This window comes from Nocardia sp. CY41 (assembly GCF_009829325.1).
Taxonomy (GTDB): Bacteria; Actinomycetota; Actinomycetes; order Mycobacteriales; family Mycobacteriaceae; genus Nocardia.
The window spans coordinates 1-15,121 of record NZ_VUOS01000038.1 but is presented as its reverse complement, the minus strand read 5'-3'; the positions used below and the strand labels follow the sequence as shown (position 1 = coordinate 15,121).

General features: G+C 68.8%; 15 protein-coding genes. 7 read left to right on the top strand and 8 right to left on the bottom strand.

The genetic code is table 11. The features are described from left to right. The first annotated feature begins 3 nt into the window (after positions 1-3). From GVY64_RS32825 to GVY64_RS32810, 4 genes are all read left to right on the top strand, one after another. Positions 4-693, top strand: coding sequence for an SDR family oxidoreductase (locus GVY64_RS32825; protein ID WP_159849951.1), 690 nt, complete (start codon positions 4-6; stop codon positions 691-693). Beyond that, positions 684-1,634: a glycosyltransferase family 9 protein gene (locus GVY64_RS32820; protein WP_159849949.1), complete on the top strand. Its 951-nt coding sequence runs from the start codon at positions 684-686 to the stop codon at positions 1,632-1,634. The genes GVY64_RS32825 and GVY64_RS32820 overlap by 10 nt, the downstream gene beginning before the upstream one ends. Continuing rightward, positions 1,627-2,949, top strand: coding sequence for a UDP-glucose dehydrogenase family protein (locus GVY64_RS32815; protein ID WP_159849947.1), 1,323 nt, complete (start codon positions 1,627-1,629; stop codon positions 2,947-2,949). The genes GVY64_RS32820 and GVY64_RS32815 overlap by 8 nt, the downstream gene beginning before the upstream one ends. A 702-nt stretch (positions 2,950-3,651) precedes the next feature. Then, positions 3,652-4,239 (top strand): hypothetical protein, encoded by a 588-nt coding sequence (locus GVY64_RS32810; protein WP_236567436.1) that lies wholly within the window; start codon positions 3,652-3,654, stop codon positions 4,237-4,239. A 55-nt stretch (positions 4,240-4,294) separates the two neighbouring features. On the opposite strand, the gene GVY64_RS32805 is transcribed toward GVY64_RS32810, so the two are convergent. Together GVY64_RS32805 and GVY64_RS32800 are read right to left on the bottom strand one after the other, a co-directional pair. Then, positions 4,295-4,957 (bottom strand): hypothetical protein, encoded by a 663-nt coding sequence (locus GVY64_RS32805; RefSeq protein ID WP_159849945.1) that lies wholly within the window; start codon positions 4,955-4,957, stop codon positions 4,295-4,297. 270 nt (positions 4,958-5,227) lie between these two features. Next, positions 5,228-6,712: a purine-cytosine permease family protein gene (locus tag GVY64_RS32800; RefSeq protein ID WP_159849943.1), complete on the bottom strand. Its 1,485-nt coding sequence runs from the start codon at positions 6,710-6,712 to the stop codon at positions 5,228-5,230. A 392-nt stretch (positions 6,713-7,104) separates the two neighbouring features. Between GVY64_RS32800 and GVY64_RS32795 the strand changes: the two genes are divergently transcribed. Together GVY64_RS32795 and GVY64_RS32790 are read left to right on the top strand one after the other, a co-directional pair. Then, positions 7,105-8,082, top strand: coding sequence for an NAD-dependent epimerase/dehydratase family protein (locus tag GVY64_RS32795; RefSeq protein ID WP_159849941.1), 978 nt, complete (start codon positions 7,105-7,107; stop codon positions 8,080-8,082). A 308-nt stretch (positions 8,083-8,390) separates the two neighbouring features. After that, entirely contained in the window at positions 8,391-8,825 is a 435-nt protein-coding gene (locus GVY64_RS32790) for an RICIN domain-containing protein (RefSeq protein ID WP_159849939.1), read from the top strand. A 483-nt stretch (positions 8,826-9,308) separates the two neighbouring features. On the opposite strand, the gene GVY64_RS32785 is transcribed toward GVY64_RS32790, so the two are convergent. The 4 genes from GVY64_RS32785 to GVY64_RS32770 all read right to left on the bottom strand — a co-directional run bounded on the left by GVY64_RS32785 (position 9,309) and on the right by GVY64_RS32770 (position 12,620). Next, positions 9,309-10,949 (bottom strand): RecQ family ATP-dependent DNA helicase, encoded by a 1,641-nt coding sequence (locus GVY64_RS32785; RefSeq protein ID WP_159849937.1) that lies wholly within the window; start codon positions 10,947-10,949, stop codon positions 9,309-9,311. A 107-nt stretch (positions 10,950-11,056) separates the two neighbouring features. Continuing rightward, complete coding sequence (folE, locus tag GVY64_RS32780; protein WP_159849935.1) at positions 11,057-11,653, bottom strand: GTP cyclohydrolase I FolE; 597 nt, start codon at positions 11,651-11,653, stop codon at positions 11,057-11,059. Between the two features lie 2 nt (positions 11,654-11,655). Further along, entirely contained in the window at positions 11,656-12,072 is a 417-nt protein-coding gene (locus GVY64_RS32775) for a hypothetical protein (protein ID WP_159849933.1), read from the bottom strand. 35 nt (positions 12,073-12,107) lie between these two features. Next, positions 12,108-12,620, bottom strand: a complete 513-nt coding sequence (locus GVY64_RS32770; protein WP_236567435.1) for a DUF2231 domain-containing protein — start codon at positions 12,618-12,620, stop codon at positions 12,108-12,110. Positions 12,621-12,748: 128 nt separating this feature from the next. On the opposite strand from GVY64_RS32770, the gene GVY64_RS32765 reads away from it, so the two are divergent. Continuing rightward, positions 12,749-13,441 carry a helix-turn-helix transcriptional regulator gene (locus GVY64_RS32765; protein ID WP_159849931.1) on the top strand — a complete coding sequence of 231 codons (693 nt, stop codon included), beginning with the start codon at positions 12,749-12,751 and terminating at the stop codon, positions 13,439-13,441. A gap of 87 nt (positions 13,442-13,528) precedes the next feature. Here GVY64_RS32765 and GVY64_RS32760 read toward each other — a convergent pair whose 3' ends face one another. Both GVY64_RS32760 and GVY64_RS32755 read right to left on the bottom strand, forming a co-directional pair. Next, complete coding sequence (locus GVY64_RS32760; protein WP_159849929.1) at positions 13,529-14,164, bottom strand: hypothetical protein; 636 nt, start codon at positions 14,162-14,164, stop codon at positions 13,529-13,531. A 221-nt stretch (positions 14,165-14,385) separates the two neighbouring features. Then, positions 14,386-15,024 (bottom strand): LysE family translocator, encoded by a 639-nt coding sequence (locus GVY64_RS32755; protein ID WP_159849927.1) that lies wholly within the window; start codon positions 15,022-15,024, stop codon positions 14,386-14,388. Positions 15,025-15,121 lie beyond the last annotated feature (97 nt).

Genomic DNA, 15,121 nt, shown 5'->3' with positions numbered 1-15,121 from the left:
ACGATGCGAACCCTCGGCAATATCCTGATCACCGGCGGCGCTTCCGGACTCGGCGCTGCGGTCACCGCCGCGGTCCGCGAGAACGGCGGACGCCCCTTCGTGATCGACCGGGTGGAGCCCGAGACGCCCGTCGACTTCGTGCGGGCCGACCTGGCCGATACCGTCGCGGCCGAGCAAGCCGTGCACGAGCTCGCCGAGCGGGCGGGCGGCCGGATCGACGGCGTGTTCACCGCCGCCGGAACCGATGCGTGCGGCCCGTTGGACAAGGTGCCCGCGAAGAAGTGGGAATACGTGGTTCAGGTCAATCTGTTCGGCACAGCCGCCGTCGTGCGTGCCGCGCTTCCGTTCCTGCGGGAAAGTAAGGGAACGGTGGTGACCTGTGCTTCCACCCTCGGCATCAAGGCGGTCGGTGACGCCACCGCCTATTGCGCGTCGAAATTCGGCGTGGTCGGCTTCACCAGAGCGCTCGCCGCCGAGACAGCGGGCAGCGTCGGCGTGACGTTGCTGATTCCGGGCGGAATGCACACCGCGTTCTTCGACGACCGCGACGAGCAGTACAAGCCGCCGCCCGACGCGAAACTCAACCAGCCCGAAGACGTCGCCGCCGCGGTGGTGTTCGCGCTGCGCCAGCCGCCGGGCTGCGAAGTCAGGGAGATGGTCGTGTGCGCGTCGGAAGAGGGATCGTGGCCTTGAGCGACACGATCCTCGTGTTGCGCGCGCTCGGGCTCGGCGATCTGCTGACCGCCGTGCCCGCCTTGCGCGGGCTTCGAAACGCCTACCCCGACGCCCGGGTGGTGCTGGCCGCGCCGGAATCGCTGCGCGATCTGGTCGATCTCATCGATGCGGTCGACGAACTGCTGCCGACCACAGGACTGGGCGCGCTGCGATGGCACGCGGCGCCCCCGAGACTGGCGGTCAACCTGCACGGCAGCGGACCGGAGAGCATCCGTGACCTGTTGGCGGCGCGCCCAGAAGCGCTACTGACGCACCGCCATTCGGACTACCCCGGACTGCCCGGCCCCGAGTGGCGCGAGGAAGTGCACGAGGTCGAGCGCTGGTGCCTGCTGCTCGAGCACGGCCGGATCGACGCCGATCGCACCGCGCTGCGGCTGCCGGCTCCCTCGGCGCCCGCCGCCGAGTCGGATGTGGTCGTGATCCATCCCGGCGCGGCGTCTCCCGCTCGCCGCTGGCCCTCCGAACGATTCGCTCGCGTGGCGCGCGAACTCGGCGCCGACGGCTACCGCGTGGTGATCACCGGCACGCGCGAGGAGATCCGATTGGCGAACGCGGTCGCCCAGCAAGCCGGCCTGCCGCCCACCGCGGTGTACGCCGGGCGCACCACCCTGATCGAACTCGCCGCGCTGGTGGCCGACGCGGCGCTGGTCGTCTGCGGCGACACCGGTGTCGGCCACCTCGCCACCGCCTTCGGCACACCATCGGTCCTGCTGTTCGGCCCCACACCGCCGCAGTGGTGGGGGCCGCCCGCCGACGCGGAACAGCACGTGACGCTGTGGGCCGGGATCGCCGGTGATCCGCATGCCGACCATCCGGATCCCGGGCTCCTCATGCTGCGGCCCGAGCATGTACGCACGGCCGCAACCGGTTTGCTCGGGGCGAAGGTGCGCCATGGGTAGCCGCGTCGGGGTGGTCGGCGCCGGTTACGTGGGGCTGACCAGCGCCGCTTGCCTCGCCCACTTGGGCCACCATGTGGTCTGTGTCGACAACGACGAGGCCAAGGTAGCGGCGCTGCGCGCGGGTACGGTCGCGATCGTCGAGCCCGGCCTACCGGAACTGGTACACGAAGGGCTCGCGGAGAACCGGCTCGTGTTCACGTCGGACCCGGAAGCGCTCCACGAATGCGAAGTGGTCTTGTTGTGCCTTCCCACCCCCATGGGCACCGGCGGCTCGGCAGATCTCGGCGTGCTCGAGGACGCGCTGGAGACGTTGTCCACGGTGCTACCGCCGGATTGCGTGCTGGTCACCAAGTCCACCGTCCCAGTGGGGACGGCGGCGCGGATCCCCGCCCTGTCCGGTCTCGCGAGCACCGCGGTCGTCAGCAATCCCGAATTCCTCCGGGAGGGACACGCGGTCGAGGACTTCCTGCACCCTGACCGTGTTCTCGTCGGCGCGGCCGAGCACGATCAGGATTCGGCCGAGCGGGTCGCGGCGTTGTACGCGGGAACGGGCGCGCCGGTCCTGCGATCGGATCCGGCCAGCGCGGAACTCGCCAAGTACGCCAGCAATGCTTTTCTCGCGATGAAACTGTCGTTCGTGAACACGCTGGCCGAACTGTGCGAACGGGTCGGCGCCGACATCACGAAGGTCACCGGCGCGATGGGCATGGACGACCGGATCGGACCTGCTTTCCTGGCTCCCGGCCCCGGCTGGGGCGGCTCGTGCCTGCCCAAGGACACGCGCGCGCTCCTGCGCGCCGCGGAGGCGTCCGGGGTGGACTTCGCCCTGGTCCGAGATACCCTGCGCGCCAACGATCATCAGCAGGCGATGGTGTTGCGCAAGATCCGCCGAGCGGTGACCGGCGCGGTCGACGGCTCCCTATCGGGGACTCGGATCGGCGTGTTCGGCCTCGCGTTCAAAGCCGGGACGGGCGACCTGCGCGACTCCCCCGCCGTCGCGGTCGCCAGGCAGCTCTCCCGGCACGACGCCACGGTCACCGCGTACGACCCATGCGTCCCGGCGGGCACCCCCTATCTCGACGACATCCGAGTGGTGGACGACCCGTACCTGGTGGCGAAGGATGCGGGCGCGCTCGTGGTACTCACCGAGTGGCCCGAATTCCGTACGCTCGACTGGGCGAAGCTCGCGACCGACGTGGACCGCCCCGTGATCGTCGACACCAGGAACCTGCTCGACGAGCAACTGCTCAGCGGTACCGGTTTCACCTTGCTGAGCAACGGCACCACCGGCGCCTCGGAAAGCGGCCGAGCCTGACCGGTGGCATCTCGGCGACCGATCACCGCTACCGGTCGCACGGCTGGCATCTCCCCCTCATAGCACGGCCGGGATCTGCCCACCAAGATTGTCGGCGCCCGTGGCGACATATTCTTTGATACGCATATCTCGTATTCGAATATTATCGCACTCGGTCGAGGCACGCCGATCGCTGCCGTGCAGTACGACGATCCCACTCGCGCCGACCGATTCCGCGATGGTCGCCCCCGGCTCCCTGCTGTAAGTCCTTCGACCGACTGGGCCATCATCGCGCCCTCTGCGAAAATCGCAGGCGACGACCCCGGCCCCCGAAGCGCGCTCCCCTCACGGCTGCACAGCGCGCAGTGACAACTCGCCGAGACGGTTCACCTCGGCCACGCTCGACGCGGCCGGGAATCGAACAGTGGCGGGCCACTGAGCCGCACCGCCTTGCGGCCTCCGTTCCGCTGGGGTCCATGCCGGGCCTCGGCGCCTCCGTTCCCAGCGGCTTCGCCGACATCTTCCCGACCGCGAGCCTGCGACCACTGTCGGCCCTGCCAGGCCGTGAGCATCTGTGACGACCCCGAATGGACCCGCGGTCGGTCACACAGCACCGGCCCGACCTACCGCACGGACCTAGCGCTGCTCGCTGGAGCTGGTCGGAGTCGTCGCGGGTCTCCACCGCGGACGTCGGCACCCGTGGACTGCGGATAGTCTGTGCCGGTGCCTATTTCATTCGACCCCGGGGAAATGCAGCAGGTCGACAGCGCGACCTGGCGAGATCCTCGGACCGGTGACATGGTGAACGTGTCGTATTTCGACCTCGTCCCGGATCTGCCCGCGCCGTTGGAGGATCTGGAAACCTTGCGCCGTCGTCTGACCGAGAGAAGCGCGCAGAACGGCTGCCTCATCGAAGCTTTCGTGGTGTGGCTGGACGCACAGCCTGCGCTGCTGCGCATGGAGAAGCTGCCGCTGCCGAACCAGCCACAGGGCTTGGTGTTCGCCGCGTCCGTGATCGTCCCGAAGGCCCGCAGCAGTGCGGTCCTGCAGATCCTCTGCCCCGAGACCGGCACCACCGGGGTGCGCGAGGCCCTACTCGCCACCAAGATCGGTTTCGACCACATGTTCCCGCCGCATCCCTACGCGCCCGAGGTGCGGGGTCGGCTGCCGTACAACGCGGCCGACGACATCCGATGGGACGCCGAGTTTCCCGAGCACCCGCTCAGCCGTGCCCGTCGCTGGATCGCGCATACCGTCCCGGCCGCCCGGCTCGCGCCGGAATTCGCGGCACTCCCCGCGTTCGCCGGCTGACGCGACCCGGTGTGAACACGGCCTGACGCCGATGGACAGTGCCGGCCGCGTTCGCTCACACCCGCGCCGCGCGCCCTCGTGCGTACGCGATGACGTCCGCCGCGTAGGCCGCGGTGTCCTCGTCCGCGCAGCACGCCCGGAATCGGTCGAACGCATCCTCCAGTTGCGGACCCGTCCCCTGGTCCGCGAGCAGGACGACAATCGCCTCCCACGTGCCGATCGCCGGGTCCGGCAGCGCCATCAGTTCCTCGAGGTACCTGCCCGGCTCCAACAGCCGCAGCGCCCGGCGGGCGTAGGCGTGCACCCGCCGGGGCAGTTCGGCGCGGATGGCGTCGACGTCTGCCTGCAGTGCCCGGCCAGGGTGCGCCGGGTCGACCCGCAGGGACCACAACTCCGTCAGGTCCTCCGGCAGCGGGTGGTCGTCGATCAGCCCCGGTCCGGTCGCCTCTTCGAGCGGCACGAGCGGCAGACCGCGCCGCTCGTTGCGCCGATTGCAGAACTCCCACCAGGCGGTGGGCGTAGCACTCAGGGTCAACCCGAACTTCAACTCCTGTTGCCCATCGGTCCAGGTACGCACGGTCCGGGCACGGCCGACGCAGGCCACGCCACCCGGTACCACCCGCACCCATACGGCCTCCTGGCCGTCGAAGCCATAGGGTTGCAGCAACTTCCGCGCATCGCGGGTCAGTCGGCGCAGCGCCGAGTCCGGTCCGACCATGCGAGCAGATTAGCGGCACGTACCGACACAAACGAAAAGGTCACCGGCTCAGTATGATTCGCCCGAGGACTCGGTCCCGCTCCGCGATCGCGCCCGCCCGACCCCCTGCTGCAGCATCACCGGATTCGTCAGCGCCGAATGTCGGAAAGGGTAGCCGGCGGGTGTGAGCATGCGCCGCGCTGCGCGAGCGCAGCGCGGCGGTGGAGATCAGGCCCACCGCCGCGCTCGATGCGCTCAGTCGCTCATCACGATCCAGCCCAGAGGTTCCGACTACGCCGGGACTCGAACCGGTTCGGAATCCCGACTCTCCATCGACTCGGTCGTGCGCCCCGGTGCGAGCGGACGCACGCGGTGCAGAGCGGCATATCCGACAGTCGCGACAACCAAGGCGACGAACACACCGAGGTTGCTGCTGCCCAGACCGCCCGCGCGGGCAGCCGGCGTGAACAAGTAGCCCAGCAGCGGACCGATATGCGGATCGGGGGACGTGACCAAGCCCAGCCCGACGAGGGTCGCGACAATCAGGCAACCGACCCCGGCACGGTTCACTTTTCCGTAGCCGCCGACCGGGCTGTACAGGGCTGTCCGGTCGTACCCGATGCTGCGACGCTGCCACAGGTCGACCACGAAGATTCCGGTCCATGCGGCCATCACGACACCGGTCGTGGTCAGGAACGCCTGGAACGGAGCGAAGAACCCGGGCGCGGCGAAGGCCACATAGCCACCGGCAACGGCGATCAGAACGGCGTCGATCAGGACGGTGTAGTGCCGCGGGATCCGGACCCCCACTGTTTGCAACGCCAGTCCTGAGGAGTAGAGGCCGATGATGGAGCCCGACACGAAGCCGACCAGCGCGAGGATCAGATAGGGCACCAGAAACCAGGTCGGCAGATGAGCCGACAGCGCACTGATCGGATCGGTCGCGGCCAGTGCCGCGACCTCCGGGTCCCCGACCGCCAGGACTGTCCCGAGTCCCATCAGCACGAGTGCCGGGGCGGTGCCGCCGAAGGTGATCCAGCCGACCAGCGCACGCTTGTCGGCGTCGCGGGGAAGGTAGCGGGTGTAGTCCGCGGCGCAGTTGACCCAGCTCAAACCGAGCATGTTGGCGACCAGCATCACCCCGCCCACGAACGCGCCCAGGCTCGCCTGGCCATGCGCCGCGAACGAGATCCTCGGCAGCGTCAGCACGACGTAGACCACGGACAACGCGGTGAATGCCAGGGCGAACCACTTCTGGATCCGCAGGATCACGTGGCAACCGTAGATGCCGATCACCGTGGTCACCACGATGACGGTGAGAAGGGTGACGACCATGAGCGGTCCGGTATCCATCTCCGGGTCGAGTCGATGTGCCACGGTGCGAGCCGCAAGGGTCGCCAAGACCGCGGAGAAGGTCTCCCACCCCACCAACGCGAGATAACTCAGCAGCGCCGGAATCTTGTTGCCGTGGAACCCGAATGCCGCGCGGCCGGCCACCATGGTCGCCGCCCCGCCCTGCTGCCCGGCCAACGACACCAAGGCGAGCAGCAGAAAGGACAGGACCGCTCCCACCGCGGCAGCGAGCGCTGCCAGATGCCAGTCGAGGCCGAGCGCGGTGACATACGGACCGAAGGACACCAAGACCACATTGCAACTGGTGCCCGCCCACGGCCAGAACAGGGCGCGCGGCTTACCTCGACGTTCCGCATCGGCGACCCATTCGGCGCCTTTCCGCTCGAAGGACCAGTCCGAAGACTTCGTTGATCGCACAGCCATGGGGGCATCCGTTCGTCGACGGCGGCGGGGCCAGACGGCCCGCCACGCACACCTGCATATTGAGCCGTTGTTTATTGGCACATCGTACGGGGCTAATCGTTTTCACGGAACCGAAGTTGACAGGACAACTTTGGCTATGGCGGGAGGACCGAGAACCCCTGGGGGAATATCCCTCGACTCCGAGCCGGCGCTGCTGTCCTTGCGCCATGGATGACGCCGGAGAGGAGCACACAGCCATATCGATCGCTTTCTAACGGCTCACTATCCAGCGGCAGATTCTGTCTCCGAGCGCCCAGCGCGAACGGGTCTCCGCCTGATCGATCGGGTGCGGTACCCGGCGACGAGCATCCGGCGAGCCGTTTCACGCACTGCCGCCGGGGAATTCCGGCCACATGGGTATCACCGTCGCCGTCACCGGGCCTACCGGCGAGATCGGCATCTCCGCCGTCACCGCACTCGAACAGGATCCCGCCGTGGACCGGATCGTCGGAATGGCCCGCCGTCCGTTCGACCCCGCCGCGCACGGCTGGACGAAGACCGAGTACCGGCGCGGCGACATCCTCGACCGCGCCGCCGTCGACGCCCTCGTCGCGGACGCCGACGTGGTGATCCACTTGGCGTTCGTGATCATGGGCTCGCGGGAGGAGAGCGCGCGGGTGAACCTGGCGGGCACCCGCCACGTCTTCGAGGCGACGGCGGCCGCCGAGCGGCCCCGCCGCCTGGTCTACACGTCCTCGGTCGCCGCCTACGGCTACCACCCGGAGCATCCCAGCCCCATCACCGAGGACGTGCTGCCCGAGGGCTCGCCCGAGCACTACTACTCCGAGCAGAAGGCCGCGTGCGAGGCGGCGCTCGCGGAGATCACCGCGGACTCCGGCCTCGAGGTGTTCGTGCTGCGCCCGTGCATCGTGGCCGGTCCGAAGGCGCCGGCCCTGCACGACCTGCCGTGGGAGAAGCTCCCCGGCCCGCTGCGTACGCTGGCCCGGTCCCATTCCTTGTTCAAGCCGGTGGTCCCCGATCCCGGCCACCCACTGCAACTCGTCCACCACGACGACGTGGCCGCGGCCATTGCGCTGGCCGCCACCGCGGAGGCGCCGCCCGGCGCCTACAACATCGCGGGCGACGGCACGCTCACCCTGTCCGACGTGGTCTCCGCACTGGGCGGCAGGCCGGTGCGCGTCCCCGCGGTCGCCGCCACCGCCGCATCCGCTGCCCTCGCCCGCCTGCCCTTCGTGCCGGCAACTCTCGAGTGGTTGCACATCGTCCGCACGCCCGTCGTCATGGACACCAGCCGCGCGAAGCGGAACCTCGGCTGGAAGCCGGCCCATACCTCCGCCGAGACCCTCGCCGCGCTCGCCGCCGCCCGCTGATCTGCCCGAGCCGCCGCGGCGACCCGTTGCTCGGCGACCACATCGCCGAGGAGCGCCGGGACGGAGTCACCGGGACCACACATCGGCGATCCGGACATCGCCGATATGGGCCGGACTCGGATCACGATGCCCGCCGCGCGACCGCACGATTCCGGCTGGTTCGCCGGATCGACGTGATTCACCCATCGCCGTCCGGGTAGTTCGGTAGTGCACGAATTCTCCCGGACCACAGGCGCAGCCGCGAGATGCCGACTTCCCCCGGCAGCCCCGCGGGTGACGAGGATCCGGGCACACAGTGAGGACGGCGGATGGTGGCTGGGCTGGACGAGGGTGTGTATCGCATCGTCAACGTCGGCACGGGGCAGGTGCTGTCGCTCGACAGCGGCGACCAGGTCAGGGTCGTAGGTGAACCGAGTGTCGAGAACGGCTGGCAGCACTGGCTGTTGTCGAGCGCGCCGGAATTCGGTGAAGGGATCTGGTTCATCGCCAACGGCCGCACCGGCACCCGGCTCGGACTCGACAACCTGGTGTGCGAAGGGGCGCATGTCGAATGCAGCGGGACTCCGATGGGATGGCAGATCATGACCGATGAAACCCAGCCCGACTGCTACCGCATCGCGGTCTGGCCCGCCAGTGACCTGGTTCTCGCCCTCTCCGCACCCGACGTCGGAACCGAACAGATCGGTTTGACCCGCTACATGCCCACCAGCGAAATTCAGCAATGGCACTTCCAGCGCCCGTGACGCGGACCGCGCACGGCTCACCCGGCGCAGACGGCGACGACTTCGCAGACCGTCATGGGCGTTCACGGGCTTTATCCGGCTGACCGTCCGCGTCATGTACACACCGTGCCCCCGTGCACGGCGCCGGGGACCAAAGGCTCATCGCGACCCTTGCCGAGGCCCCCACCGGACGGCCCCCGAGAACACCCGGGGACCATCTCGGGTGGATCAGTGCCTTCTTCGCGATGGACCTCGCCCCGGCCGGCGCCGCGACCCGGGAGTTGCCGGACTGGACGCCCGCCGGACCGACCCTCGTCGAGGATCTGGAAGGCGGCGCATACTCGGCGCGCACCGATCGCGCTGGACACACCATCGCCGACGACTCCTCCGCAACACGCCACACGCGTGCACCTCGGCGGCTCGTGCCGAGCCGCGGTGCGGACCGGCTCCGTACCGCCACGACCGGTCTCGGACGATCAAGGACACCCTGCGGCGCGGAATGCCTCAGGCTCGGCTGAGCAGATGGCGCTCGCGCACCTCAGGCAAGGACAGGGTCTTGTAACCGACCTCGTCGAACAGCACGGTGATGCGATCGGCCTCTGCGGACATGATCGTCCCTGCCCCCCAATCACGATGCCGCACAGTGGCATTCGCAGGAAACTCGGTGGCGTGCGGTGCGCGCCGCGCGGCGGTTCCCGCAGCACAGGTATCGCAATTGCCACACGGGTCGAGCAACTGTTCACCGAAGTAACCGAGGAGGTGTTGCCGCCGGCAGCCGGTCGTCTCCGCGTAGCCGCGCATCATCTCGATGCGCGAGCGGGTCAGTTCTTCGTATGCCCGCGCGGCGTCCGCCGCCTGCTCGACCGCCCGGCCGGGTATGCGCCCGGAATCGGGCTGCAGGAGACCGGTTGCGGTGGTCGTGATCGCGCCGACCTGTTCGAGCAGGTTGATCGCCCGGGTGCGCCGAGCGGGAGCGGCGTCGACCTCGAGCTGGGACGGCCGGACGGGACGATCGTGCCGGTACAAGGCGTGGGCGACCTCCGCGATGGTGTCCTCCGGGACCGCTCGCGCGGTGAGGAACTTCTGCAAACTCAGATCCTCCGGCCGGTAGCACAACACGATCTGGGCGCGCTCGCCGTCCCGTCCGGCCCGGCCGATCTGCTGGTAGTAGGAGTCCAGCGAATCCGGCGCCGACGCGTGGACGACGAAACGGACGTCGGGCTTGTCGATGCCCATCCCGAACGCCGAGGTGGCCACGACCACATCGACCTCGCCGGAAAGGAAGTGCTGGTGCACCTCGTCGCGGAGGGCGGCCTTCATGCCCGCGTGGTAGGCCGCGACCCGGATACCGGCCGCGGCCGACGCCTCGGCATAGAACTCGCTGTCCTTGCGGCTGGCCACGTACACGAGTCCGCGGCCGGTCGCCGGATCGGCGGTCAGGGTCCGGATGCGGGCGATCACCGCGTCACGCTTCTCCGAGTCGCCGGTATATCGGTCGACAGCGAGCGACAGGTTGGGCCGATCGAAACCGGCGACCACTTCGCGATGGTCGTGCATGCCCAACCGGTGCACGATCTCGTGGCGCACCGGTGGCGCGGCGGTCGCCGTCAAGGCGATCACCCTCGGATGCCGGAGTCGGTCGATCACCGGCGCGAGCCGCAGGTAGTCCGGCCGGAAGTCGTGACCCCACGCCGAAACACAATGCGCCTCGTCCACCACGAACAGGGAAGCGCGCAGACCGGCGAGCTCGTCGACCAGATCGTCGTCGGCCAGCTGCTCCGGCGAGAGGAAGATGTATTCGGCAGCGCCGCGGCGCAGAGCAGCCCACGCCGCTCGGCGCTCGGTTCTGCTCTGCGTGGAATTCAGCGCGACCGCGCCCGGGGCCTTGCTGTCACCGATGCTCTCGATCTGATCGTGCTGCAACGCGATGAGCGGCGACACCACCACGGCCGGACCGTCCAGCAACAACGCGGGCACCTGATAGATGGCCGACTTGCCCGCACCGGTCGGCAGCACGACCAGCACGTCCTTACCGGCCATGATGTGTTCCATGGCGGTCAGCTGCTCGTCGTGCAGGTGCGCCCAGCCGAACTTCTCGGCGGCCAGACTCCGCAGGCGACGTTCGTATTCGGACGAGGTCGGCATCGATGCGGGCATACCACCACCGGCGCGGCGGAAACGTCGCCTAATCCCTCCGCCGGGAGCGGGAACCAGCGGTCCGACTCGACCCGCATCCCACGGCACTCGATCGATCAGGGCGCGATTCGGGTGAGCGAGAAGAACTCCTGCCGCGAGCGGGCGTCTTCACGCAGCGTGCCGAGCAGCGTCGACGTGACAGTGGTCGTGCCTGCGGCCTGGACACCACGCAGGGTCATACAGGTGTGTTCGGCTTCGATGACGACGCCGACACCGATCGGTTGCAGGTTCTCCGCCAACCAGTCGGCGATCTGCTTGGTCAGCCGTTCCTGCACTTGGGGGCGATGGGAGAAATGCTCGACGATACGGGCGAGTTTGGACAATCCGAGAATGCGCTCGCCCGGCAGATAGCCGACGTGGGCGACGCCGACGAACGGCAGCAGATGGTGTTCGCACACCGACCGCAGCGGGATGCGGCGAGCCAGCACGAGTTCGTCGTAGCCCTCGTCGTTGGGAAACGTGGTGAGGTCGAACGGGCGGGGCGTGAATAGTTCGGCATAGGCGCGGGCCATGCGCCGCGGGGTGGCGTGCAGGTGTTCGTCTTCGAGGCCGACGCCGAGCGCGGTCAGGAATTGCCGGGCCGCATGCTCGGCGGCGGTCAGATCCACCTCGGCGGCCGGCTCGTGGACGACCCGGAGCGCGGGCTGTAGCACGGCTAGCTCCCGCCCACGCCGAGAGCGGTCAGCAGCACCAGCACGACGGTGGCGACGGCCGAGACGCCGTGGCCACCGACGACCGCGACCGGAAAAAGTCGTTCCGCCGGTTCTGGCGTTTCGGTCGCCGTACGCGCCCGGTACACGGGCAGCCACCGCACCACCATGGCGAATCCGAGCAGCGCCACCGGCATCAGGAGCGCGAACGCGACCCATGCCAACGCGTGCTCGTCGACGACGAGGTAGCTGATCCACACGATCAGTCCGACCACGGCGAGTAGGAAGTGCCCGAACACGACCGGTGCGGGCAGATGACTGCTGTTGGGTTGCCGCGCGCCGCCTTCGGCGATCCAGGTACCCAGCAGAACGAAGCCGCCTACAGCGGTGAGCAGCCAGAGAAGCAAGGCAGCGATGCCCATGAATGTCTCCTGAGGGAAAGGGAATCGGAGGAGGTTCAGGGGTGGTAGCCGGTGGCCTGCGTGGTTTCGTCGGCCACCCGGACGCCGTACTGGTAGGCGAGCTTCCCGCCGAGGTAACCGGACACGGCCACCGTCAGGAGGCCGACGATCGACAACGACAGCGGCCCGGCCGGGACGGCACCGTGGGGTCCGGTGCCGGTGGTGCGCCACCAGAAGTTGATCGCGTACGCCGCGGTGACGATCAGGTTGAGGGTCATGTGCACCAGCCCGGTGCGAAACGCCGGAGTCCCGGTGGGAATGGCGAACAAGTCCAGCAAGCCGATCGCCGCCGCGGCGAGCGCACCCAGTACGCCCACCGCGATCAGCCAGACCGCACCGCGAGCGAGAAAGACCGGGTCGTCGACCACGTGCGAGCCGATGTCGAACACCGAACTCGCCACCCATGCACCGATCGGCACGGTGACCAGGATCGGATGGAACGGATGACCATACGGGCCGGCCAGCGCAGCGCTGACCGGGGTCTTGGCCTGCTGCATGGGACTGCTCACGACGACCTCCCAACCTGGCGTTATTTACACCAAAGATTATTGGCGTTATTCGCTCCGCCGGTCAAGTCCGCACCTTGCCGGGGTCGCCGCTTCATTGCGACCAACACGGTCGGCGTTATCCTGGTCTGGTGACCAGCGAATCGGCGATCGGCGCCGTCGCCGCGCTCGAGGACGAGCTGCGGCGCGGCATGTACTGGTTCATCCGCCGCGCCGGCCGGCCGGTCACCCGAGACGAAGCCGCCGAACAGGTCGGCATCTCACGGAAGCTCGCGGCGTTTCATCTGGACAAACTCGTCGCCGCCGGACTTCTTCGAGCGAGTTACCAGCAGGTCGGCGGCATCCGGAAGGTCGGGCGCGCGCCGAAGGTGTATCAGCCCGCCGACACCGAGGTGCGGGTGAGCATCCCCGAACGCCGCCACGAAGTTCTGGCCGAGATTCTGATGGGTGCGGTGCTCACACACGGTGCAGGCGAGACCGCTCGCGACGCGGCGCACCGGGTCGCGACCGATCGCGGCGAAGCTCTCGGCCGGGCCGCACGCGAACAGGCACGGCCCGGGCGACTCGGCGCCGAGCGCGCCCTCACGGTCCTGCAATCGCTGCTCGCCGAACAGGGCTTCGAGCCGGCCCGTCCCACGCCGGATTGCCTCCGCTTGCGCAACTGCCCATTTCATCCGCTCGCCGCGGACGAACCCGAACTCGTATGCGGGCTCAATCACGCCTATCTCGCGGGTGTGCTCACCGGGCTCGAAGCGGAAACCCTCCACGCGGCGCTCTCCCCCAAGGCCGGGGAATGCTGCGTGGAACTCCGCTCGGCCACCTGATGCGCCGCGCCCGCACGGCCAGGTGTGACGGTTGCGGTCGGCGGCGGGTTGCTCGGCCGGTGAGGTGGACGGGGCGGCCCGCGCGGGTCACGCGCTGTGGGTCATCGGCCGTGCTGCCGGGGCGATGACCAGACCTGCCTCCCACGCGCGTTCGATGACCTGCGCGATATCGATGCGCCGCAGCTCGCGCACCTGCGGGCTCGACAGCAGCTCCCCGATGTAGGCGACGATGTGTTCGGCGACCATGCAGCGCACATCGCCGACGCGGCCCAGCAACCGTGCCGGGCGATCGACCGCGCGGAGCCGGACCTCCACGTGCTCCTCGGTCACTTCCTCGGTGCGGACGAACACCGCGCACGGGTCCTGCGGCACCAACTGGACGCGCATGCGCACCCGGACGGCGGCGGCGAACCGTGCGAGGACACCGGCGAAGTCGACTTGCAGTCGAAGGCTCAGTGGCACCTCCACGGCGATGTCCCACTCCTCGCCGTCATAGACTTCGGCCCGAACATCGCCTGGCCGTCCGGTCGCGGTGACGCATACCAGCGCACCAGGACCGGCCTGCACCGGTCCCACCTCGATACGGTCCCCGACGATCTCCGCGATGACCTCCGCGATGCGCTCCGGCCTAGCCGCGGACCGCAGCAGCTGCTGGGCGAATCGCGCCCGCGCCGGCTCCGTCGCGAGCCGATCCGGTTCGGCACGGCTATCGATCCCTGGCATGAGCCACCTCCGTTCACCCAGCCTGCGAATACCCCGCAAGCCGGACATAATCACGCCGGAAACGGTCTCCTAGACCTCCGCACCGGCTCCGGGCCGACACCCGACCGGTTCGCCGAGAACACATCGGCGCGGCCCCGCATGCGCCGAGTAACCGGATCGTCGTTTCGCCCGGCCCTCGATGTGCCGGCCCTCGAAGGCCTTCCGTGGACACCGAGGCGCGGCTATACCCGCGCGCGGTCGGTGAATGCGAGTGCACCGCCGAGACCGGTCAGCGCGACGCCGGCGAGGGTGTCGACGGCGATCTGGGCCCGTCGACGTCGCAGCAGAGAATGGAACCGCGTGGCCGCGAGCACGAAAAGTAGCCACCAGGCGCAGCCGATGGCTATGTCGAGTACGCCGAGAAGCAGCGCTTGCGGGATCACCGGGTTTGCCGGGGCCAGGAACTGGGGCAACACCGCGACGAAGAACAGCGCCGCTTTGGGATTCAAGACGTTGGCGAGGAACGCCTGAGCGAACACCCGCGAACCCGTCACCGGAGTCGGTGACGGCACGCCGGGGACTCGCTCGGCGTGCCGGCGCCGCCAACCGCGATAGCCATCACACAGGGCGCGCGCACCAAGCGCGACAAGATAGGCCGCGCCGGCGAGTTTCACCACGGTGAACGCCTCGGCGCTGGTCAACAGGATCGCCGACACACCGACCGCAGCGGCTGTCATGTGCACGATCAAGCCGCATTGCACGCCGATGGCCGCACACATTCCCGCAGCCCGCGAGCGGGATGCCTGGCGCAGGACAACGAACCAATCCGGACCGGGGACCACATAGGCCACTAGGTCGTGTCTCCCAATGATTTGAGCCATTCAACGACGAGGGCCAGGACGAATCCGGCCCGGTAGGTGATCGCGAGTTTGTCGTAGCGAGTGGCCACCGCCCGCCAGTGCTTGGCCCTGTTGAAGG

Bases quoted from the DNA above. Each gene is read 5' to 3' on its own strand.
- GVY64_RS32825 (WP_159849951.1), top strand. From the start codon at position 4: ATGCGAACCCTCGGCAATATCCTGATCACCGGCGGCGCTTCCGGACTC.
- GVY64_RS32815 (WP_159849947.1), top strand. From the start codon at position 1,627: ATGGGTAGCCGCGTCGGGGTGGTCGGCGCCGGTTACGTGGGGCTGACC.
- GVY64_RS32805 (WP_159849945.1), bottom strand. From the start codon at position 4,957: ATGGTCGGACCGGACTCGGCGCTGCGCCGACTGACCCGCGATGCGCGG.
- GVY64_RS32800 (WP_159849943.1), bottom strand. From the start codon at position 6,712: ATGGCTGTGCGATCAACGAAGTCTTCGGACTGGTCCTTCGAGCGGAAA.
- GVY64_RS32795 (WP_159849941.1), top strand. From the start codon at position 7,105: ATGGGTATCACCGTCGCCGTCACCGGGCCTACCGGCGAGATCGGCATC.
- GVY64_RS32790 (WP_159849939.1), top strand. From the start codon at position 8,391: ATGGTGGCTGGGCTGGACGAGGGTGTGTATCGCATCGTCAACGTCGGC.
- GVY64_RS32785 (WP_159849937.1), bottom strand. From the start codon at position 10,949: ATGCCGACCTCGTCCGAATACGAACGTCGCCTGCGGAGTCTGGCCGCC.
- GVY64_RS32775 (WP_159849933.1), bottom strand. From the start codon at position 12,072: ATGGGCATCGCTGCCTTGCTTCTCTGGCTGCTCACCGCTGTAGGCGGC.
- GVY64_RS32760 (WP_159849929.1), bottom strand. From the start codon at position 14,164: ATGCCAGGGATCGATAGCCGTGCCGAACCGGATCGGCTCGCGACGGAG.
- GVY64_RS32755 (WP_159849927.1), bottom strand. From the start codon at position 15,024: ATGGCTCAAATCATTGGGAGACACGACCTAGTGGCCTATGTGGTCCCC.